The 22381-nt window shown below is 37.7% G+C and carries 16 protein-coding genes and 1 pseudogene; 8 read left to right on the top strand and 9 right to left on the bottom strand.

The window, feature by feature from the left end:
* Positions 1–54: 54 nt before the first annotated feature.
* Positions 55–561: pseudogene (locus tag ACR30L_RS11495) on the bottom strand (IS91 family transposase); the annotation flags it as partial.
* Entirely contained in the window at positions 558–1445 is an 888-nt protein-coding gene (locus ACR30L_RS11490) for a site-specific integrase (RefSeq protein WP_435234392.1), read from the bottom strand. The pseudogene ACR30L_RS11495 and the gene ACR30L_RS11490, both read right to left, overlap by 4 nt.
* 427 nt (positions 1446–1872) lie before the next feature.
* Between ACR30L_RS11490 and ACR30L_RS11485 the strand changes: the two genes are divergently transcribed.
* From ACR30L_RS11485 to ACR30L_RS11475, 3 genes are all read left to right on the top strand, one after another.
* Positions 1873–3243, top strand: coding sequence for a reverse transcriptase domain-containing protein (locus ACR30L_RS11485; RefSeq protein ID WP_435234391.1), 1371 nt, complete (start codon positions 1873–1875; stop codon positions 3241–3243).
* Between the two features lie 71 nt (positions 3244–3314).
* Entirely contained in the window at positions 3315–4310 is a 996-nt protein-coding gene (locus tag ACR30L_RS11480) for a transposase (RefSeq protein ID WP_435234390.1), read from the top strand.
* A gap of 522 nt (positions 4311–4832) precedes the next feature.
* Positions 4833–5759 (top strand): ABC transporter substrate-binding protein, encoded by a 927-nt coding sequence (locus ACR30L_RS11475; protein ID WP_435234389.1) that lies wholly within the window; start codon positions 4833–4835, stop codon positions 5757–5759.
* Positions 5760–5848: 89 nt separating this feature from the next.
* On the opposite strand, the gene ACR30L_RS11470 is transcribed toward ACR30L_RS11475, so the two are convergent.
* The 3 genes from ACR30L_RS11470 to ACR30L_RS11460 all read right to left on the bottom strand — a co-directional run bounded on the left by ACR30L_RS11470 (position 5849) and on the right by ACR30L_RS11460 (position 7952).
* Positions 5849–6433, bottom strand: coding sequence for a YqaA family protein (locus ACR30L_RS11470; RefSeq protein ID WP_435234388.1), 585 nt, complete (start codon positions 6431–6433; stop codon positions 5849–5851).
* 87 nt (positions 6434–6520) lie between these two features.
* Positions 6521–6712, bottom strand: coding sequence for a CsbD family protein (locus ACR30L_RS11465; RefSeq protein ID WP_435234387.1), 192 nt, complete (start codon positions 6710–6712; stop codon positions 6521–6523).
* 268 nt (positions 6713–6980) lie between these two features.
* Positions 6981–7952, bottom strand: a complete 972-nt coding sequence (locus ACR30L_RS11460; protein ID WP_435234386.1) for an endonuclease/exonuclease/phosphatase family protein — start codon at positions 7950–7952, stop codon at positions 6981–6983.
* A gap of 387 nt (positions 7953–8339) precedes the next feature.
* Between ACR30L_RS11460 and ACR30L_RS11455 the strand changes: the two genes are divergently transcribed.
* Genes ACR30L_RS11455 through ACR30L_RS11435 form a run of 5 tightly spaced genes read left to right on the top strand, consistent with a single transcriptional unit; the run spans position 8340 to position 13678 of the window.
* Positions 8340–8936 carry a CDP-alcohol phosphatidyltransferase family protein gene (locus tag ACR30L_RS11455; protein WP_435234385.1) on the top strand — a complete coding sequence of 199 codons (597 nt, stop codon included), beginning with the start codon at positions 8340–8342 and terminating at the stop codon, positions 8934–8936.
* A gap of 24 nt (positions 8937–8960) precedes the next feature.
* Entirely contained in the window at positions 8961–10706 is a 1746-nt protein-coding gene (locus ACR30L_RS11450; RefSeq protein ID WP_435234384.1) for a bifunctional alpha/beta hydrolase/class I SAM-dependent methyltransferase, read from the top strand.
* Complete coding sequence (locus tag ACR30L_RS11445; protein WP_435234383.1) at positions 10693–12027, top strand: dual specificity protein phosphatase family protein; 1335 nt, start codon at positions 10693–10695, stop codon at positions 12025–12027. Before ACR30L_RS11450 ends, ACR30L_RS11445 begins: the two co-directional genes overlap by 14 nt.
* Before the next feature lie 43 nt (positions 12028–12070).
* Entirely contained in the window at positions 12071–13006 is a 936-nt protein-coding gene (locus tag ACR30L_RS11440; RefSeq protein ID WP_435234382.1) for a phosphatidate cytidylyltransferase, read from the top strand.
* A 9-nt stretch (positions 13007–13015) separates the two neighbouring features.
* Positions 13016–13678, top strand: coding sequence for a lysophospholipid acyltransferase family protein (locus tag ACR30L_RS11435; RefSeq protein WP_435234381.1), 663 nt, complete (start codon positions 13016–13018; stop codon positions 13676–13678).
* A 187-nt stretch (positions 13679–13865) separates the two neighbouring features.
* Here the strand turns inward: ACR30L_RS11435 and ACR30L_RS11430 are convergent, their stop codons facing one another.
* From ACR30L_RS11430 to ACR30L_RS11415, 4 genes are all read right to left on the bottom strand, one after another.
* The gene (locus tag ACR30L_RS11430; RefSeq protein WP_435234380.1) at positions 13866–14567 is read right to left on the bottom strand and encodes a PEP-CTERM sorting domain-containing protein; all 702 of its coding nucleotides are present in this window, start codon (positions 14565–14567) and stop codon (positions 13866–13868) included.
* A gap of 369 nt (positions 14568–14936) precedes the next feature.
* Positions 14937–15305, bottom strand: a complete 369-nt coding sequence (locus ACR30L_RS11425) for a ribosome recycling factor family protein (RefSeq protein ID WP_435234379.1) — start codon at positions 15303–15305, stop codon at positions 14937–14939.
* 79 nt (positions 15306–15384) lie between these two features.
* Positions 15385–17547, bottom strand: coding sequence for a penicillin-binding protein 1C (pbpC, locus tag ACR30L_RS11420; protein ID WP_435234378.1), 2163 nt, complete (start codon positions 17545–17547; stop codon positions 15385–15387).
* A complete protein-coding gene (locus ACR30L_RS11415; RefSeq protein ID WP_435234377.1) occupies positions 17547–22223 on the bottom strand; it encodes an alpha-2-macroglobulin family protein in 4677 nt (1558 codons plus the stop codon). Before ACR30L_RS11415 ends, pbpC begins: the two co-directional genes overlap by 1 nt.
* Positions 22224–22381 lie beyond the last annotated feature (158 nt).

The raw sequence follows: 22381 nt of genomic DNA, 5'->3' as shown, positions 1-22381 counted from the left end.
ATTAGGTGATCTCGATGGATGTTATTAGCTGATCTCCATGGATGAAAATATGCACTTAACTTTGTCATAGCGCCCCGCAGGAATAATAACGTGTAAGTGAGGATGTAAATCGCGCTTTCTATTATGGGTATGCAACACCATCGTAAACCCCATTTCCCCTTTATTCTGACGTTTTGCAAAATCTTTCAGTGTGGATTGGGCAACATTAAAGAGGATTTTATAAAAGGCTTTTGACTGATACAGTGCCAATGCCCTAAGCTGATAGGGTATCGTCAGCGTCACCATAAAATAATGGGTTGGTAACAATTTTTGTTGCTGTCGCATTAGCCAGTCGGATGTGGTTTGGTGTTGGCATTGTGGGCAGTGTCGATGTCCACAGGATATGGGGTGTTGTTCACTGTGTTTACACTGTGAGCAACACCATTTTACCTGCTGCTGTTGCTGTGTTTGACAACTTAACATAGCGTGAATGGCACTGCGCATATCATGGTTAAGCTTATTGTCATACTGCTGCTCAAATGCCTGTTGATGTTGGCGAAGTAGTGAGATAAATGTACTCATAAAACTGCCTCAATACCCTTTAGGTTATTAGCAAGTCGGTTTATTATCTTGATAGTTTCCTTTTGTTTTACCTGTGTCAGTTGGGTATAACGCGCTGTTGTATTCAAACTGTTATGGCCCAGTAATATTTGCAGTGAACGTAAGTCTAATCCTTGCTCTAATAGATGTGTGGCATAACAATGCCTGAGTGAGTGTGGACTGATACGTTTATTAATACGGCAGTCACCAATGACCTGTTTCATGGCTTTTTGCACACTACCTTTATCCATCGGGACATCGGAGTCGGTAAATTTACTCGGAAATACTAATATCGGGTGACGGTGCGTTTTCCAATAAACGCGAAGTGCCATTAGTGTGCGTTTGGGCAATGGTAATAGTCGGTCTTTTCCACCTTTACCTTCGCGGACATGGACTTGCATGGCTGCGCTATCAATATCATTAACGGTGAGATTAAGTCCTTCACTCAGTCGCAATCCGAGCGTATACAGGGTAAGAAAAAACACACGGTAACGTTGTTGTTTCGTGTTGGTCAGTAAGTCACTTACTTGCTTAGGTGTTAAAATATCAGGGAGTCGTTTCACCTGTGGCGGTTTGACAATATCGAGCCATTCCCATTGTTTATTGAGTGTGTAGCGGTAAAAAAACTGTAAACCATTGCGGTCGAGTTTAATGGTGCTCCAAGAATGTGTTTGAATTAAACCATTAAAATATTGTTTTAGATCCTGTGTGGTCAGCGTATCTGGTGTACGATTGAAGTAGGTCGTAATACGACGTATGGCACGGGAATAGGCATCAATGGTCGCAGGTCTTTTACCTTGTAGTTTTAAATTGATAAGATGTTGTTCATAAAGAAAATCAAAGCGTTGTTGTTCGATAGCATTCATGATGAGAGCTCCAGTAGGCACGCCCGAACTGGACGTGTTACTGAACACAGTAACAGTCTGGAGATTTTATGTTTTTTTCTGCCGCGCAGCGGCTTCGTTCAACAAGAATTTCAAGCGGGACTGCTAACAGTTTGCTCGGTTTCGCTTCGCTACACATTTTAGCAAACTATTATCAGCCCCTTAAATGGGCGTTAAATGCCAATCTGAGTTTGACACAACTTTATATATTTGGTCTAATTACTGGCATGCCTATAGAGGTGAGCGGACTCCCTTAATACTTGATTATAAACGCTTTTTTAGGTTTGTAGTTAAGCAGGTCCCTTAGTTGATAAAACATCATGCTAAGGTATGTAGTGACTATCTTTTACGTAGGTTGCGTCCGTGGAACAAGCCCAGCGAAAGCTGGGCTTTTTTTAGAGGTGAAATAGTGGAATTACACGAGCATATTACTTGGTATATTGAAAAAGAAGCTGAAAAATTAACTCAAAGACATCATGCCTACCATAATGCTTTGTATGTTGAAAATAAAAGGAAACTTTCTCGCTCTTCGTCGCCAACAAATTTAAAAATAGTTGCTAAGCCACCGCAATGGTTAAAAGATAAGAAATTTGATCCTTTCTACGTTAAAAAGCACGCTAAAACCATTGCATACTCTATTTCTAAAAAAATAGAAGAAAAGTCATACGAACCATTTTCACCTGCAAAAAATGATATTGTAAAGTCATCCGGCGGCTATCGAGAAGTTGCTGTATATCAAATCCCAGATGCCGCAATTTCAACAATGTTTTACCACCGTTTATTAAAAAAAAATAAACATCGATTTAGCTCATTTTCTTATGCATATAGAGATGATAGGAATGTGCACTTTGCTATTCAGGATATTGCGGTTGAACTCTCACTTAATTCTAGGTTGTTTGTCGCTGAGTTTGATTTTTCAAAGTTTTTTGACACCATATCTCATCAATATTTATTTGAGCAGTTTGATCAAAATGGCTTTTTTATAAGTGGTGAAGAGCAGAGTGTTATAAAGTCTTTTCTTAAAGGGCGAAATGAAGGAATCCCACAAGGAACTTCAATCTCACTGTTTCTAGCTAACTTAGCATGTTGGAAACTAGATAAGCAATTGGAAAAAGAAGGTTTACAATTTGCTCGATACGCCGATGACACTATTATATGGTCTCAAGATTATACAAAAATAACTAAAGCACTTGATATTATGACTTCATTCTCTAAAGAAGTCGGTGTTGCATTGAATCCACAAAAATCTGAAGGTATTAGTCTTCTATGCCCAAATGAAATGCAATCTGAATTTTATAAAACCAAAGAATGTGTCGAGTTTCTGGGGTATTCAATTTCTGTTGACAAAGTATCGATTAAAGCTGCATCTGTAACTAAAATAAAACGTGAAATTTCATATATTTTGTATAAACACCTTATACAACCTCTTAAATCAACTCCGTTAAAAGCATTAAAAATACCTGCAAATAATAAAGATGAAGCACTTCTAAGTGCTATATGCGAAGTGCGTAGATATATGTATGGTAATTTATCTGAAAGCATGCTTGACGCATATTTAACAGGCCGTAGTAATAGAATTTTCTTTAAGGGGATTATGAGTTTTTACCCTCTTGTTAATGATGAACAGCAAATGACATCGCTAGATGGTTGGCTTGTAAATGCTGTCTTTAAAGCTGTTCAGAAACGAGCTAAATTATTAGTTTTTCATCGCCAGCCAAGGGGGCATTCATTCCCTTTTAATGCTTCTCGGAAAAACCTGCACGTTCTCGGACACCCATAGTTTTTTGACAGATTATGAGTTTATACCTATTATTTTAAACAGTGTTTTTATATACATTATTTGAGGTAGGTATGACGCAATCTCGTTCTTCTTTAATTTCACTTGATGATACGCCGTATTATCATTGTATTTCACGTTGTGTACGTCGCGCTTTTTTATGTGGTGAAGATAACTACAGCGGTAAAAGCTTTGAACATCGACGTCAGTGGATGGTTGAGCGTATTCGTTTTCTTGGTCATATCTTTTCAATTGATGTTTGCTCTTATGCCATCATGTCTAATCACTATCACCTTGTACTACATGCCAACGAAGTTGAAGTGACGGCATTAACGAATGAAGATATCTGTCATCGTTGGTTGCAGCTTTATTCTGCTCCGCCGTTAGTCTCACGTTGGATGAAAGGGGAGTTAACGACCGAAGCTGAAGTAAAGGCTGCGCTAGAAATTGTTGGAACATGGCGTGAACGGTTACTTGATATTTCTTGGTTTATGCGTTCATTAAATGAATTTATCGCACGCAAAGCGAATAAAGAAGATAACTGTACAGGTCGGTTCTGGGAAGGGCGCTTTAAATCTCAAGCTTTGCTCGATGAACAGGCATTACTAACGTGCATGGCCTATGTTGATTTGAATCCAATCAGAGCGAAAATCGCTGATTCTGTCGAACAATCAGAATACACTTCGGTGTTTGAACGTATCCACGGCGTCTGTAGCAATAGTGAAACAAAAGATAGTGATAAGATGATTAAACCTTTATTTGGGTTTAAGGTCTATGAGAGTAATCAACAGGTTGACGTTATTCCTTGTGCTTTAATCGATTACCTCGAGTTAGTTGATTGGACTGGACGTGTTATCAGAGATGATAAACGTGGCGCAATAAGCGAGCAATCACCGAGTTTACTGAGCAAACTTGGCCTAGATAGTGAAACATGGATTGAACTGACTCAAACCTTTGGTCAACATAACCATGTCGCAGTGGGCAGTGTTGATGATCTTGCTTTGTTTGCCGAGCATACAGGTAAACGTTGGATAGTAAGCAAAGCAAACTCACAGCAAATACATCATTAGCCATTAAACATTCTATTTCTATCAATCAATTAGCTGTCGCTAACGATTTGTTTCGCCTGTTATTTCTTCGGAATACATATTTTCGTTATTCAGCATGAAAAATATCATGTTATAAGCGTAAGTAGTGCCAATTTTAGTGGTGGATCTTATTTTGGTTTTCGTTAGAGTGAACTGTTAAATTGATGGATGTCCTAGCTGTCCCTGTCCTAACTGCTAACGATTTTTTGCTATACGAACCGATTAAATCTTTTTTGGTTTCTGTCTTTTATATATTTAATAGCAATGGCCATATCAATAAACTGTCATGTTTTTGATAGCGTTTCACATTTTATCTGTTAACTGTTAAAGTCCGCTTTTGTTTTCCATTCTGCCTGTATACCCGTTACACCTTGTCTTTTTTCCGAGCTCATGGCGGATAAACACAGCTGATTGGTCATGGTTATATATCACTTCAATTCTAGACATTAAAGGTATTATAAGGGGGTAATTTTGAAACTACGTTCAATGTTCAAGGGGTTAATATTGTCTGCAGCAGTATTAAGTTGTACTTTACAAGCTAAACCCGTTTACGTGGCAACCACTGCCATTGTTGAGCATCCTGCACTCGATGCTGTTCGTGAAGGCATTAAAGAGGTGCTGAATGAGAATGGTTACAGTGGTGATAATTTAAAATTTACCTTTGAAAGTGCGCAGGGACAACCAGTCATTGCCGCGCAAGTTGCACGAAAAATGGTCGGAGATGAACCCGATGTTATTGTTGCGATTGCAACGCCTTCTGCACAGGCTGCCGTCAGTGCCAGTAAAACGATTCCCGTTGTTTTTTCCGTCGTGACGGATCCGATTGGCGCAAAAGTGGTGTCGAGTTTAACGCAACCGGGTGGCAATGTGACCGGGCTTTCAGATATGATCGATGCGAAACAACAGCTTGTTTTACTGAAAGAATTTGTACCTCATTTAACAACAGTCGGGGTACCTTACAATCCAGGCGAAACCAATTCAGTTTCTATTATCAATGCGCTTAAAGTGGCGGCCCGTAATATGGGGATTACGATTATTGAATCACCTGCACCAAAATCTTCAGATGTAATGATTGCGGCTAAACAACTCGTGGGCAAAGCCGATGTCATTTATTGCCCAACGGACAATACGATAATAAGCGCACTCGAGTCAGTGATTAAAGTGGGGATTGATGCGCAGATCCCTGTGTTTGCCAGTGATACTGATTCGGTTGAACGAGGAGCAATTGCGGCTATTGGTCATGATCATCATCAATTAGGACGCCAAACTGGTGAAATAGTCGTGCGTATATTGAAGGGTGAAAAACCAGGAACGATTGATGTGCAAACTGCACAGGGGACAGATCTTTATATTAATACTAAAATGGCTGGGTTAATGGGCGTCGATGTCCCTGCGAGCTTGCTGTCACGAGCGACTAAAATAATTAAATAGTCTACACATTAAACCGTATGTGAGGGTTGCATGCGGTTGTCATTTTGCCTTTCATCTCAAAATTTCTTAAAAATCAACATTATAAAGCATTACGATATAGTGCTTAATCCCCATAGTGTCAGGACAGTAATAGTTAGTCCGACCATGGTTTTAGTTTTGTGTTTAGTGATGAGTGCTTCTGCTTTATTTCCTGCATAATAAACAATAATAGCCAATCCAAAATACCGAATAGATCGGGCAATGGCCGAGGCGATTAAAAAGATAACGAGTGAAAATTTAGTCGCACCCGCTGCTAACATAGCGATTTGAAAGGGAAGTGGCACAATCCCTAATGAAATGACAAACCAAAAACCTTGGGACTGCATCTTTTGTTCTATCATATTAAATTGTTCTGGTGTGGAGAGGGTATTGATTATCCATTCACCGAGAATATCAAAGAGATAATAACCGACTGTATACCCTAAAAGTGCTCCCATTAGACAGCCGATTGTCGCCATAAGTGCAATGACCCATAAACGTTCTCGGCGTGCTTGCATAAATGGGACTAGTATTGCTTCTAAAGGGATTGGGACAATTGTTGATTCTAAAAAAGAGGCGGTGGTAATACCGGTAAGCATATGTTTTGAATCAATGAATTTCTTTGCGCGGTGTTTAGTGTATTTTGTTATCGACATTACTTTTCCCTCTAATAAAAAATATCACTGAATTCAAATGAGATAATGAAAAAGGACCAAATCAATTGGCCCTGGGTTATAAATAATTTATGACATTAATTTTTCAAATTCTTGTTGGGCTTCATCTTTAGCCATTCCATATTTTTCTTGCATTTTTCCCTGAAATTTTTCTAGGCTGCCGTCTATTTCTTGCAAATCATCGTCGGTTAATTTACCCCAGTTTTCTTTTAACGTACCAGAGACTTGTTTCCATTGACCTTTAATCATGTCGTTATTCATTATGTAACTCCTGTGCGTATTTGATAAGTAGGTTGCATGTGTTGCTGTAAATACAATAATCTCTTTTTTAATTCCAAGTTCTATGCCAGATTTTAACTTGTTGATTTTTAATGTTTACCTTGATGTGTGTGATTACGTTACTGATATATTCTGTAAAAATTACAGGGCATTTTGTCAGGATTTCATGGGGGAGTATTTAGCGTGAATGGAGGGATTAAAAGCCATCGCAGATGGATAACGTTAAGTATGCATCTGCATTGTAAGCGAGTTATTTATTGGTTATATAAACAAGTTCACTTAAGAGCGGGAAGTGATCTGAGTTAATTGACGGAAGTCTCTGTATTTTATTTAATTCAAAATGCTCACTGTGAAAAATATGATCTAACGGCCAGCGTAAAAAGAAATAATCAGCATGAAAGGTATTAAACATACCTCTGCCGATTCTCGGGTCTTTTAAACCACTTATTTGTCGAAAAGCACGGGTTGTAGGGGACCAGGCAACATCATTTAAATCGCCAGTCACGATTGTCGGTTCGGTTTTTGTTGCCACTTTTTTCGCTATTAGTAAAAGCTCTTTATCTCTTGGTGTTGATGTGGCATTTTCCGTTGGACTTGGTGGTGCAGGATGGAGAAAATGGCATTTTATTTTAATCTTATCGGTTAATTGTAGATAACAATGAATTGAAGGAATATCTTCCTCAATTAAGTTTAGTACTTCTATTTCCGCTAGGGGGTATTTGCTATAAAGGTGCATGCCATATAAGTTATCTAGTGCTTGATTAACACGATATGGGTAGTCGATATGAACAGGGCGTAATGCGGTTTCCCACCAATTATCAGTTTCTAATGTAATTAATACATCGGGTTGATGCTGATTAACGAGTGCAAGTAACTTGGTCGCAGTATGATTTGGCATAAGCACATTACTGGTCATTATTTTGATGGGGATGTTGTTGCTGTCCGTTGTGCTTTTGGCAACTTGTATGGGATATAATTTAGTGTAAGGGAATATCCATATCAGTTGATAGAGTGAAGCAAGTGCATTGATAATGATTAAGGTCAGTTGAATATAAGTTTTGGAAATAAAGAAACTGGCGGCAACTAAACATAGACTTATGGCTGATATTTGGACTCTTGGAAATTCCCAAATTCTGGCTAGCCAATGGTTGGAAGGATATAAGGGGGCGATGGTCACACCAAGAATGAGTGCCGTTAGTATGATAAGGGTTATTTCATACATATTAAGTCCCTAGCATAATGATTATTGCTGTTATTCATTATTTTCTTATTCCCTGTTATTTGAATCTAGGTGATTTTATCTATCAGATCAGATCAGATTGCTACTCGGTCTATGTTACTACTAAGTTGAAATATAGGGGCAATTAATCTTCATCATACTATGTCGATTTTATGGAAATTCCTAGATATTGGCTTATGTGTTGATATTTAGCTTTATATAATTTTGAAGCCTGAGTCAGTAAATGACAGTTATCTCACTGTTTCTTATACTCAGAATAAGCAACTATATTCAAAGGTTTTATAACGTGTTAAGGTCACTTTTCTGAGTCCGTGGAATCGATGTAAATCGTTTTGTTCACGGAATATCATTGAATAAAATGGAATTTATATGATTACAATTTATGACTTGAAGCCCAAGTTCCAAGGACTTCTCCGCCCCTGTACTGTTTTTCTTGCAAATAAAGGGATCACTGCGAATCAAGTAACTTGGTCTGCACTGGTTTTATCGTTTTTATGTGGTTTGCTTGTTTATCTTTCTAATGGTGCGAGTTGGGCATTATTAACATTGCCCTTTGTGCTATTTCTTCGTATGGCCTTAAATGCCATTGATGGTATGTTAGCGCGTGAACATAATATGAAGAGCATGAAAGGCGCCATGCTGAATGAAATGACAGACGTTATCGCAGATACATTATTATATATGCCATTCGCACTGGTTATGGGTGTTACTCCGAGTTTATTAATTCTATTTGTCATTATCGGTATTTTTACGGAAATGGCTGGGGTTGTTGCGCTCGCGATTAACAATGACCGTCGATATGATGGGCCTATGGGGAAAAGTGACCGAGCGTTTGTGATGGGGCTTTTGGCTATTCTTTTAAGTTTTGATTGGTTACCTACGTATATGGTGACGATTTATTTAAGTGTGGCGAGTATTTTAGGCTTAATCACACTTTATAAACGGATGAATAATGGTATTCAATAACGAACTATTTTTTTAGGGATTTTTATGCGTATGGAAACGGGCACTTTTACCACATTTGATGATCAACAATTATTTTTCCGTTGTTGGAAAAATAATGACAATAACGGCAAGGTTTTGTTGCTGTTACATCGGGGTCACGAGCACTCTGAACGTTTACAGGTTATTGCGGAAAATGCGGCTTTTAAAGATTATATTATCTATTCATTTGATAACCGTGGCCATGGTTATAGTGAGGTTGAAGCTACCTTTGAGTTTATGAATTTAGTACGTGATTTAAATGCGTTTGTTGCGTTTATTTGCGATAGGGAAGCAAAACAGCAAGAGGATCTGTTTCTGATTGCGAATTCTGTTGCTGGTGTTGTTGCCTCAACTTGGGTACACGATTATGCGCCTAATATTAAAGGCATGGCGTTAGTTGCGCCTGCATTTAAAATTAAACTTTACGTACCATTCGCGACGCCTTGTTTAAAGCTCGCACTTCAATTTAAACCAACGCTTAATATCACCTCTTATGTTAAATCTAAATTTCTGACCCATGATAAATCAGAACAATTAAAATACGATACCGATGAGAAAATTACCCCTAATATTCCTGCCAGTCAATTAACGACTTTATTAGACACTGGCAAGCGTATTGTAGACGATGCCGCTATGATTGTTGTGCCGACATTGGTGTTATCAGCAGATAAAGATTATGTAGTGGATTCAAGTATCCAAGGGGATTTTTACGCAAACTTATCTTCTCCATTAAAGCGTTTTGTTCTATTAGAAAATTTCTTTCATGGTGTGTTATATGAAGAACATGCACAACTCGCGATTGATGAAATTGCTAACTTTATTGAACAAGCCTTTGCTTTTGAATTGGTAGATAAGAGTGAAAAGCTAATTACTATTACCCAACAAGAATGCGATAAAATCAGTTACGGTTCCCTGCCTTTATTATCAAAGATGAATTTTGCACTGCAACGAAATGCAATGAAATATGTTGGTTTTGTTAGTCGAGGTATGGAAATTGGTCTTCAGTATGGATTTGATTCTGGTGTTACGTTAGATCATGTTTATAAAAACAAACCGAAAGGTATTTCTGCCGTTGGTCGATTCATCGATAAAGGTTACTTAAATAGCATCGGTTGGAAGGGGATCCGCCAACGTAAAAGACATGCGATCATCGCGATTAAACAAAAAATAATTGAATTACAATCCCAGGGTAAAGAAGTTAACATTTTAGACATTGCTGGCGGACCTGCTCGATATTTAATTGAAATTGCCGATGACCATAGAGATGTAACGATTCAAGTGCGTGATTATCAGCGTCAAAATGTAGAGCAGGGAATAAAACTCGCTGAACAAAAAGGATTAACCAACATCACTTATATCCAAAGTGATGCATTTGATCCAAGCAGTTATGCCAATAAAGACTTTATACCTAATATTGTTATTATTTCAGGGGTCTTTGAGTTATTTCCCGATAATGCCTTAATTAGTCATGCGATTACCGGTGTTGCTTCGATTATTGAAGATCAAGGTTATCTGATATATACAGGACAACCTTGGCATCCGCAGCTTGTTCAAATTGCAAATGTATTGGGTAATCATCAAGACAGTAAATGGATCATGAGAAGACGTAGTCAGTATGAACTCGACCGATTATTCGCTTCATTTGGTTTTATCAAAGATTCAATGCAAATCGATAATTGGGGGATTTTTACCGTTTCTTCCGCTGTATTTAATGCAAATTCAAGCCCTGTGATTACTTATGATATTGAGTGAGGTTAAGCCGTTTTATAGTGCCATGCAATCGCCTGCATCATTGAAAGAGCGTGTTGTTTGGGTGCTGTATTTAGGTGGTTTGTTTTTCTTACTTTATGGCGCAGCAAATGAATTTGCTAATGCGACTGCGCCGCATTTATCATTGTTTGGCGATTGGGAAAAGCACATTCCATTTATACCTGCTTTTATTGTGCCCTATATGTCATCCGATATTGTCTTTGTGATTGCTTTTTTATTACCACAATCACGATTTGCATTGAGAGTATTGGCAGTACGGGTTTTGTTTATTGTTCTGCTGTCAGTGTTCGTTTTTGTTATTTTTCCCTTGCAATTTTCATTTGTAAAACCACCTGTAGAGAGCTTTACCTTCTTGTTTACATTACTGGAAGCCGATAAACCATTTAATCAATTACCGTCTTTACATGTGAGTTTTTCTATTGTTTTTTGGTTTAGCATGAAATCAGCCATCAAAAATAAGGCGTTAACGTTTTTCCTTGGCATTTGGTTAATATTAATTATTACCTCAACGCTATTTGTTTATCAGCATCATTTTATCGATCTTCCTACGGGATTAGCAGTAGGGTTGTTTGCTGTTGTGTTGTTTGGAGAAAAGCGCAATACCTATTTATTAAACCGATTTATGACCCCGCGACATTTAAAAATGGCACTGTACTTTCTTTTAGCCAGCATTATTTTAATGGTATTAAGTTTTAAGCTTCACTTTGTTTTTATCTACCCATTTATCAGTGTGCTGAGCGTCAGTATTATTTATGCATTTGGGCTGAATGATTTTTTATTGTCCAAAAGTGGCCAGGTTAATAAATTGAACAGGGTGCTTTTTGCCCCCTATTTTTTAGGCTGCAAATTGTCATGGGGAATGTATAAACGTTCATTGCCACTCTTTGCAAAGGTCGATGATCAATTATATTTCGGACGCCAGCCTAGTGTGGAAGAATATTCAAAAATTAGTGAACTTGGTCTTAAGCATGTGATTAATCTCGCGAGTGAATTGCAGTTTAATCAGTCTGCAGTCGTTCAGCAACGTGTTAATTTTCTTGACCAAACGATGCAAGATCCTGTTGCTTTACATCAAGTTGTACTTCAAATAGAAGCAAATAAACGTGATGGCGTTTATGTCCATTGTGCATTAGGTTTATCGCGTTCGATATTGGTTATTTGGGCTTGGATGATTTTTAATGGCAAAAAAAATGATGAGATAATTAACTACTTCACTCGCGTCAGGCCGCGTTTTGTTCAGTCTCAATATATGCGTATTAATATTAATTTGTACTGTGATTACTTAGCCAATCAAACCCATTAAGCACTTTATCGTTATTTAAAAAATGCATTATTAGGAAAAAATTATGTTTGTTAATGTTCCGTTACATGCACAATATGCAATGTATGCTGTGTTGGTTTTATTGATTATTGCCAGTAGTGTTCGTTTTTTATTACGAATGAAATCCCCCGATAAAGATTTAACTGAATTAAGACAACGTATTCAATCATGGTGGTGGATGATTGGTATTTTATTTAGCATTTTGATTGTGTCGAAAACCGTGTCGATCATCTTTTTTGCGGTATTAAGTTTTTTAGCATTAAAAGAGTTTTTTTCAATCGTTCCTACTCGCCAAGCAGATAGACGAGTTTTGTTCTGGGCTTATTTAGCTATTCCTGTTCAATATTATTGGGTTGCCAGTGAATGGTATGGCATGTTTCTAGTATTTATTCCCGTTTATGTTTTTCTGTTTTTACCGATGAGAGCTGTCTTTATTGGTGAAACAAAAGGCTTTATTCGCTCATTGGGAACGATACATTGGGGAGTAATGTTGTCTGTATTATGTGTTAGCCATATCGCTTATTTATTACAATTACCTGTAAAAAATCCGCAAGCTGGTGGAATGGGCTTAGTTATTTTTCTGATTTTCATTACTCAATTTAATGATGTGTGCCAGTATATTTGGGGGAAAATGCTTGGAAAACATAAGATCATTCCTAAAGTGAGCCCGAATAAAACGTGGGAAGGATTTATCGGTGGTGTTGCAACGGTAACCGTTATTTCAGGTTTTGTTGCTCCTTATTTAACACCATTAACATGGATGGAAGGGTTAATGGCGGGGACATTAATCGCGATTAGTGGTTTTGTGGGAGATGTTGTTATTTCTTCGGTAAAACGCGATTTAGCGATAAAAGATAGTGGAACATTGATCCCCGGACACGGTGGACTCTTAGATCGAATTGATAGTTTAATTTACACTGCGCCACTATTTTTTCATTTTTTGCATTACTTACATTATTAAGGATTGATAATGGTTCGCGTGTTAAAGGTGTTGTTTTTTGCATTTATCGTCAAACCTATCGTTTTTTTTGCGTTAGGTTTAAATGTTTTTTTTAAAGATAAATTGCCTAAATCCGGACCGGCTATTTTAGTTGCTAATCATAATAGTCACTTGGATACTCTAGTGTTAATGAGTTTGTATCCGCTTGGTCAAATTCATAAAATCAGACCCGTTGCAGCAGCCGATTATTTTTTAACAAATAAATTTGTGGCTTGGTTCTCTTTGAATATCATTGGTATTATTCCGATCAGACGTGGGAAAATCAGTGATAAAAATAGTTTGTTTTCTGCATGCCATCGTGCGTTGGATAACGGTGATATTTTAATATTATTTCCAGAAGGCTCGCGCGGTGAACCCGAGCAATTAAGTGTATTAAAGCGCGGTATTCATCACCTTATCAAAACCAGACCGTCCGTGAAAGTCGTTCCCGTTATGATGCATGGGTTAGGTAGGGCATTACCGAAAGGTGAGGCATTACTTGTTCCTTTTAATTGTGATGTTGTGGTAGGAGATTCAATTGATTTTATAGACGATGGTAAACGCTATATTCAGCATATATCGGAGAGGTTAAATAGACTTTTAGCATTGTGTATGACACGACAAAGGGTTGTGAAAGATGATGAGCAATATTGAAGGTAAGATAGGGTAGATTTTATTATTGAAATGTTTTTATTCTGTAATGAAAGAAGCGCTAATATTGATGTAAGCATACCAATTGTATTAAAAATTCGATCCAAATTTTAACCTGTAAAATAGATCTGTTAATTATTACGATTGGTACAATAGCGCTGTCTAATCAAATGTTTATTCTAAATAAAATTTATCGTTTACGTCGTGCTGCACCAAAACCAATTATGCCTAAGGTCAGTACTAAAATAGTACTTGGTGCTGGTACTTGAACTGTAAAGTCTATGTTATCGATTGCACCCGAACCATTAAAGTTAATTTCGATAGAAGAAACATCCATCGTATCGAAATATAAACTATCCCACGTATTATTTCCGCCTGTTCCCGGTGTATAAAAACTATTATCAATTTTATCACCAAAGATATCGTAAAGGTTTATTTCATTTTTTGACGTTGCTTCTGATGATTCTATATCGAAAAAATCTATGCTGTTAAGTGTTATTGGGTCACTAAAATCAATGGTAAAGAACCCCGATGGACGAGATCCTTCATCATCAGGTGACGAACAAATATCAGTAGAGCATGTATTTGGATTTTCGTGAATAATTAATACATTATTTGGATTAGAACTTCCAAGGCTAGGATTGTTAATATTTATAAACGGTCCTTCTAAATCAGGATCTCGAGTGTTACTTAGAGTCGTATCAAAAATAACAGCTAAATTACTGGCTCCTTCATCGACATTGTATCCATTAATGGAAACACCATAATCATTAAGGTATTCGTTATCGATACGCGTTCCATTGGTAAATTCATCAAATGTTAATACGGTTGACATTGCCATAGGCATAACGGCTGCGAGTGAAATTGTTGTAAGCCAGTGTTTTAACGCCATTAGATTTTCCTTTTTATTATAATGTAAATATTGCTACTTTTAGTTAACTTTAGTTTAACATTTTAATTTAAGCAATTTTTAAGCCAGTGTTAAAACTTCTTTAGTAGAAGGAAGTTACAACTTATTTGAAAAATGTTTTAAATAAGTTGTAAAATAAATCGACAATAATTTATTGTAATTTATACAGTAAGTTAGATGGAAACTCTCAATGAATTAAATAATTTAGATGTTATTTCATCCATTTTTTATGCTTTATATTTTCTTATTTCCATGTGGAAAATGAAGTGATTATTAAGATGATTTTAAATTGTAGTGATGCTTTTTTCGTTTCGAATGGAATAATATTGAATAACGTATTTGGCCTTATGCTTAAATAAACCCCTCTGCTGTATCAATTGCCGATCGTGCTTCAACTAATGAGCAACCTGTCTTAGACATTAATTGATTGACTGTTATTGCTGGGGTCGTTTTGACTATTAATGTTAAATTGAAAGTTGGTTTGGGGAGGCTTTTATCAATTGCTTCTGCAATCCATAATATGTTTTCCTGGCGTAATGTATCGCTGATATTGACAAGTTGAGAGTGATTGCCTGTTAAAGCCCAATTTCTTGACCGACGAATGCGTTTTAAGGTACAAGCGTGTTCATTCGCCATTGCCATTATGGCGGCCTTGGATTCAATTCGATGAAGAAAGTTATTTAATCTGATAGAAGCTATTTTTGATGTTTCATTGGACATACTTGTTTCCATCAACGATATTAAAATTCGACATAACTTAAAATAACCAGTTTACAGCAATGCCCCGCAGTATTCATATCTAATGGACATAGAGCGTGACAGTATCGCATTGTTGCGCTAAACAAGCGGTCACCTTGGTTATCCCATTTAGGGACTTTAAATTAAGTTTTTTATAGGGTGCTAAGTTATCGTTGATATACCAAGTGACATCTTTATTGTTTTTGTTTGATAGTAAATCGAGTTGATCAATTGATTCTTTAAAGTAATGCTGCCCATTTTTTAGGTTAGTAATTTTAATTGGCGTATTTGATCGTTTGGTAAAATATTTTTTATTCTTTTGCATCCAAATCGCTAATTGTGTCGGTTGTTGATTGACGGTCATGAAATGACCATCACTGTCCATACTTGGCGGCGTTATTCCATCAATGGTGTAGGCAGATTTTGTTGTTTTACATTGGTCGGCGGGAGTTAAATTTGTGTGCAGTCCGCCAGGCCAACAAATACTCGTTTGCTTCACGCGAACAGGTTGCTTTAATGTGTGTTTATCTCTCGGTAATTGATCGAAAATATCGAACATAATGGGAGATGCTTGCGTGGCGCCTAGGTAGCCAACGACGGGGGTTGAATCTGGACGTCCAACCCAGACAGCGACGGTATAATCTGGACTGACGCCGATTGACCAAAAGTCACGGTATCCATAACTTGTTCCAGTTTTCCAGGCGATGTTTCTTCTTGAACTTGGCACGATTCTATCGGGCGCGCTAATACTGCTTAATGTCTGAAATATAATCCAACTGGCTTCGGGACTTAATAACGTTGAATGTGATCTCGAAGTATCTTGTGCTGCCTTATTAAGTTGGATATAAGGTGTTCGAACTTCTCCGCCCGTTGCAAAGCTGCGATATAAAGTCGCAAGTGACCAAAGATTAGTGCCGACGCCACCAAGTGCTATCGATAAATTGGCGTATTTGTATTTAAAATCAACGGGCGTTTTGGCGAGTCGATTAACGAAAAGTGCAGGGGTTATCTTATTCATTAATTGCACCGCAGGTACATTTAACGACAATTTTAATGCCTGACTTGCACTGACTGGACCGTGAAAGATACCACTTAAATTTTTAGGTTTATAGCCATTAAAGGAGGTTGGAATATCGCTTAGCAAGCTTTCACTGTCAATAATACCTTGCTCGATGGCTAAACCATAAATAATCGGTTTTAGAGTTGAGCCGGGTGAACGAATTGCGTTAACCATATCAATATAAGCAAATCGATTACTATTTTCAAAATTAACCGAACCACGATAAGCGAGTACAGCGGCATCGGTATTACGCAATACCAAAGCGGCTATTGAGGTTTTATTGGGTAAGTTTTGTGTCTTGTGGGCAAATATTTTCTGTACATGGCGTTGTAAATCCCCATCAATTGTTGTATTGATAATCGCTTGATTTGGATGCGTTTTCTGTAGGTTTCGACTCATTAGCGGGGCTAACAATGTTGCACTATGTTGAATGGTATGCAATGGATCTTGTCGCATTTTTAACCAGTCTTTTTTAGCGATAAGATCGGCTTGAAAAGATCTATTTAAGACTTTATTACGCATAGCTTTCGCTAATTCAGGAGCTTTGTCTGGGCGATAAAGAGAAGGGCGTTGTGGAAGTACGACCAGCAATGCTGCTTCACTTTTATTGAGTTGATCTGGATCTTTATTAAAGTATTTATTTGCAGCGGCTTTGATCCCTTCAATATTGCCACCAAAGGGCGCTAGGTTGAGATAGAGGGTTAAAATTTCATCCTTGGTGTAGGTCAGTTCTAATTGTAATGCATAAAATACCTGCTTAAATTTACCGGCAATGGTACGGTGATGCGGTTTAATTAAACGTGATACTTGCATTGTAATGGTTGAACCGCCAGAGATAATATGCCCATTGGTGATCCATTGAAAACCCGCACGCAGGATTGAAAAAGGATTGATACCGGGGTGATAGTAGAACCACTTATCTTCATAATTGAGCAGTGCTTTGATATAAAAAGGTGAGACTTGATCGAGATGTATCTGCTCGCGATAAATGCCTGCTTTATTAGGGAAACGGCGTAATAAATTACCTTGGTTATCTAATACGACGGTGGCAACCCCTTGTTGATAGGGATCCGGTAAGGGGTAAAGCACTGTTAGGATAAAAAAGAAAAAGATTGGCAGAATAACGATACCAATCTTTTTATAGTGTGAAGCAAATAACGCCATTAATTAAAAAGACTCTGCAGTTTGACTTCGAGTTGATTCAATAGATGTGTTGGGTTGTCTTCACTTTGAGTTTTGGTGGATTGAGCGTTTGTTATATTGTTTTTAGTCGCTGCGTTAGTGATATTTGACGATGTATTGTTCGGCTCTTGCACTGTGATTTTTCCGATATTCGGTATCATAATTAAACGTAATTCCGGGCGATACATCGACTCAAGTTGTGCTGCGGGCACATGATATTTCCCAGGTGCTTCGGCCCTAAGAATATAAGCGTATTGTACCGAGTTTTGTTCTGATAACTGCGTTGATACCACAAATCGATCTGAACGATATTCTACATGCTCACTCTCACTGATGGTAAATGATTTAGGAAGTAGGGAATGAATATCAGGCCCTTGATTTAGATTGGGGTTTTCTAAGCTAAACCCTGCCGGTATTAAATCAACTAACAACGCATCGGAAATTGTTTGTTCTGATTGTACTTTAATTCTGACCACTAAACGTTCTCCCATGTTTAATGGCCCACCTTGATATTTGCGACCGTCGGCATAAAATATTTCTTTTCGACTTACCGATGCCGCAATGGTTGATTTTACCTTGGAAATATCATCGGGATAGCCTTGGGTTAAAATATCAAGGAGTAAGTTTTTATCATTGGTATTGGTGATGGTTTGTTGCGGTGTGGCCGTTAAGCTAATCATTCCTTTTTTGCTAATAGTTTTGTTATTTGATTGTAGGGAGACTTGTTCTTGGTTGTCGGCATAGGCAATTAATCCGGCTTGCACAACCGCATTGTTTTCCTGTGTGCTTAACCAACTCGCGTTAGCAAGCTCATTTCTAACATTGTGTAACGCCTCGGCTTTTAAACGCTGGGCTTGTGAAGAAAAGGCTTTTACTTCAATCAAATTATTAAGCAGCGTCACGGCTATTGCATTATCTCTTAACTCGGAACCATAATCGCCAAGGTAGTGGGTATAACGCGTTTGTTGGGGGAGTGAATTTAACAGTTTATTACTGTCTTCTGCTGAACCGACATTCGCATAACTCACCGCCATTTGTAGTTTTGCTAATTTTGAAGGCCATGGCGTTGTATGGGAGTTGATATTATCTACTTCAGACCAGGTTAATTTACCATTTGATGATGCTAGGAAAGCAGCGTAAGCAAGAATCGCTTGGCTTTCACCTTTGTAATTGGTTTGATCTTCGATAATATTGGGCGACCGAACATATTCGGTAACACGTTCAAGTGCATTATCAATGAGTGCATCAGATATTAATGTTGGTGCTGACTTTTGTACATTAAGCAAAAATTCGGTAGCATAAATAGTGACCCAATACTCTTCATTTTTTCCGCCATCCCACAGACTAAAGCCACCACTTTCTAATTGACGTTGTGCTAATTTCTGTACTGCAACATCTAATGCGTCAACGGTTGTGTGATTTTTTCTAGTCAGTTCCTTTTGTTTTGCAATTTCAACTAATGGAGATTGGTATAAAAAGGGTGAAGCTGTGCTGGTGACTTGTTCACTACAACCATAGGGATAATTAAACAAGCTATTTACTTGGGCATTCACATCAATAAGAGGAGAATAAGACGCGATTAAATAGCCTGGGTTATCTGCCATCCAATAGAGTTCATTCCATAATTTAGGGCTGACTGTGTACGTTTCATTAGGGGAAAGAGACACCTCTTTTTTATGTGAAATGATAGGGACAACCGGACGAATAGGAATTTGCCATTCGCGCTGTAGTGCTATTTTCTCAGTAGTCGACTCATCATTATTAATATGCAGTGTAAAAGTGTTATTGAGATGATTGAATTTGCCGGCTACTTGCAAGGGAAAGCGGTAACTAACGTGTTCATTTTCCGCAAGATTGAATGTCATCCTTGTGTCACCCATGAATTTAATAGAGGCATTACTAGCGGAAAGCGATAGCGTATAAATTTGGCTACTTTCGCTTTTATTTGTAATATCAACGGCGACTGAACTTTCATCGCCTGGGGCAAAAAATTTAGGTGAGCCAAGTTCAACAATGGTGGTATCAGCAATCACTTTATCTAATACCTGTTGACCATATTGTTGCTTATTAAAGGCTGTGGCGATGACTTGAGCCTCACCGTTATAATCTGGAATGGCAACGGTAAAATTGGCGATACCATCTACGACTTTAACTGCTTTTGACATCCATGTAATGGTTTTTATTTCAGCTAAATCATTATTTTTATTGGCTGTTTGTTTAACGAGATCGCTCCCAAATCGTGATGTGGCAAAGGGATCGGGGCGTAGGTCATATAAACGAGAATAAAGATCGATAACGTCGGCTTGATAACGTCTTTGGCTATAGAAAAAGTCAAAGGGATTCTTTGGTTTAAAGCGGCTTAAATTAATAATGCCTTTATCTACCATTGATAATGTCACCCAAGTGTCTTGATCACTAGCAGCTTGGTCTACATGAACAGGAATTGATACCTTAGTTAATGGGCGCAAATTTTCCGGTAATTCGACACGTAAAGCTAGTTTTCGATCTTCTCGATCAAGCGTTAAGGGCGTGATACCAAAGTAACGTTTAGGTTGGCCGTTTATTTGGCTAGTGAGAAGAGATGTAATATAGAGATCATGGCGATTCCACTCTTTATCAACGGGAATCGTGATTGTTTGTTGTCCTTTTTTGATTGAAAATGTATTACTCCAAAGCTGTTGATCACTTTCGACAGAAATAGTGATATCGCCATCAGCGGGTACTTCAATATTTGCATTGATAGTGTCGCCATTTTTATAATGTGGCTTATCTAAATTAATCGCAATTTGATCGGGTTTTGCTTTGATTTGTTGATTGCCTTCATACCAACCTGCATAAAATTCATACTGTGTTTTGATATTGGTTTCGGTATCTTTTAGGGTAATTCGATAATCTCCCCAATCGACGGGAAATTGAACTTGGCTGATATCGTTGACGTCAATTAATTTCGTCTCTATGGTTTTCCAACGCGCTTGTTCGTGTCTTGTCCAACCGTCTCCTTCTTCATACACCCAATAGAATCGTCCTTGATCATGTTCAAAGGTAATTTCTATTTCCCCTTTAGTTGTATCGTCTCCGTTGGCGTTCAGTAACGCAATATCAAATATTGCTTGTGATGCGTAGGTAAATGTCGATACATAGGGAAGTAAGGCTGGTACTGGCTTTCCACGCCAGATTATTTGTCGCTGTTGTCGTTGTACTGCTGCGCCACTACTTTCTAACAAACTAAAGTTAGTATTGATCGAAACAGGGGACTTCAGATCTTCATTAGCGGGCGTTGGTATATTAATTTTACCCGTACCCTCTTCGCCGAGTTGCATTTCGGCTAATTCTTTATAGCTTTCCGATAGTGCAAAGCGTTGACCAACAAAATATTGATTATATTTACCTGGAAAATGTTGTGTTGTTTGATAACTAACGTCGGTTTTCAGGGTATTGCCGTTTGCTGGCGTACCAAATAGATATTTACCGGTTAATTGATAAACGAGATTTTCACCAGCAATGGGGTTTTCAGTTGTTGGTGTTGTTATTAGATCCATTCTTTCGGGTGTAAATTCTTCAATTTGAAAACGGAAATGTTCAATAATATGCTGTGAATTAGGATTGGTTCTGATTTCAAGGGTATAGCGGCCAACAGGCCAGGACACTTGGGTTTTAATATCTTGTTGGTAAGAACCTGCATGTTCAGGTTGAATACGTTTATTAAAGACGACTGCATTTTTAGAATTTACCAATCGAATACTTAATGGTTGTGACGGTAGGCTTTTACCATCACCATCTGCGAGTAATATTTGCACGGGAAGTGTTTCGCCGGGGCGCACTAAATCGCGATTACTGTATACAAAAGCATTGGTATTCTGATGCTGTTGACCACCAATGGAAAACTCGGATAAATCTAAAGGTATTTCTTTCAATGCTAAATAAGAGATTTGTTGGTCAGATTCGAGGTAAATAACATCATTCTCGATACTCTCATCCTGTGATTTTGGCATGGTGGTAAAGGTTGCTTGGCCGACGTTATCTAAACGTTGAGTTTCAACTAACCTACCAGCTCGATAGAGTTTTGCTACGCCATGAGTTAACACTTTTCCATCGTGTAAATTTGCTGCACGAATATGAATACTATTCTGGTAAACCTTTGCCTGCATTGTAATATCAGTGAGTAATATATGACGTATTTGTTGTTTTGAACCTTGGTAATTTCCAGCGGGTTTTAACACAACGATGTACCACCCGGGTTGTAGGTCGGAGGGAAGTTTTATACGTGAAGCAATTTGTTTATTTTCTTGGTAATGATTGATCGTAAAACGATCAAGAAATACAGACGTAAATGACTGACTTAAATTTCCTAAATCCCATCTATCAAGGTTTTGATTGAAATAGTAATCCGATAATAATCCAGTCGGATCATTCGATTTTAGAATATCGACATCAATCCATTTTACATTGGTGGTACTTATTGGGATCGATTGGTGGTCTGACATCGGAACCACAGGGCCTCTTCCGACAACTTGTAAATTACTCTCTTGTTTTATTGTTTCCGCGAAGACAGATTGGCTAGGTGAAAATAGCCATAGGATTAAAAAACTTAATAAGATTGATTTTGATAGGAAATATTTCACTTGTTGTTTAGAAAGTGATAGAAATTGTAGGGTCATAAAATATCCTTATTATTTTTTAATCTCTGTCAATACCATGGTGTATAGGTAATTAGAAAGGAAATACTTTTTCTGAAATTAACTTAAAAATATTTTATCACATAAAACAAAAATAGATGTCTTTGTATAGGTAATTAAATTATTAATGGAAAGATAAT

Origin of the sequence: Psychromonas saccharinae, from assembly GCF_051201515.1 — a bacterium.
GTDB lineage: Bacteria > Pseudomonadota > Gammaproteobacteria > Enterobacterales > Psychromonadaceae > Psychromonas.
This window is presented reverse-complemented; position numbering and strand designations above follow the sequence as displayed.

Coding starts and splice junctions, on each gene's coding strand:
- ACR30L_RS11490 (WP_435234392.1), bottom strand. CDS start 1,445: ATGAATGCTATCGAACAACAACGCTTTGATTTTCTTTATGAACAACAT.
- ACR30L_RS11480 (WP_435234390.1), top strand. CDS start 3,315: ATGACGCAATCTCGTTCTTCTTTAATTTCACTTGATGATACGCCGTAT.
- ACR30L_RS11470 (WP_435234388.1), bottom strand. CDS start 6,433: ATGTCGATAACAAAATACACTAAACACCGCGCAAAGAAATTCATTGAT.
- ACR30L_RS11465 (WP_435234387.1), bottom strand. CDS start 6,712: ATGAATAACGACATGATTAAAGGTCAATGGAAACAAGTCTCTGGTACG.
- ACR30L_RS11460 (WP_435234386.1), bottom strand. CDS start 7,952: ATGTATGAAATAACCCTTATCATACTAACGGCACTCATTCTTGGTGTG.
- ACR30L_RS11455 (WP_435234385.1), top strand. CDS start 8,340: ATGATTACAATTTATGACTTGAAGCCCAAGTTCCAAGGACTTCTCCGC.
- ACR30L_RS11450 (WP_435234384.1), top strand. CDS start 8,961: ATGCGTATGGAAACGGGCACTTTTACCACATTTGATGATCAACAATTA.
- ACR30L_RS11445 (WP_435234383.1), top strand. CDS start 10,693: ATGATATTGAGTGAGGTTAAGCCGTTTTATAGTGCCATGCAATCGCCT.
- ACR30L_RS11440 (WP_435234382.1), top strand. CDS start 12,071: ATGTTTGTTAATGTTCCGTTACATGCACAATATGCAATGTATGCTGTG.
- ACR30L_RS11435 (WP_435234381.1), top strand. CDS start 13,016: ATGGTTCGCGTGTTAAAGGTGTTGTTTTTTGCATTTATCGTCAAACCT.
- ACR30L_RS11430 (WP_435234380.1), bottom strand. CDS start 14,567: ATGGCGTTAAAACACTGGCTTACAACAATTTCACTCGCAGCCGTTATG.
- ACR30L_RS11425 (WP_435234379.1), bottom strand. CDS start 15,305: ATGTCCAATGAAACATCAAAAATAGCTTCTATCAGATTAAATAACTTT.
- pbpC (WP_435234378.1), bottom strand. CDS start 17,547: ATGGCGTTATTTGCTTCACACTATAAAAAGATTGGTATCGTTATTCTG.
- ACR30L_RS11415 (WP_435234377.1), bottom strand. CDS start 22,223: ATGACCCTACAATTTCTATCACTTTCTAAACAACAAGTGAAATATTTC.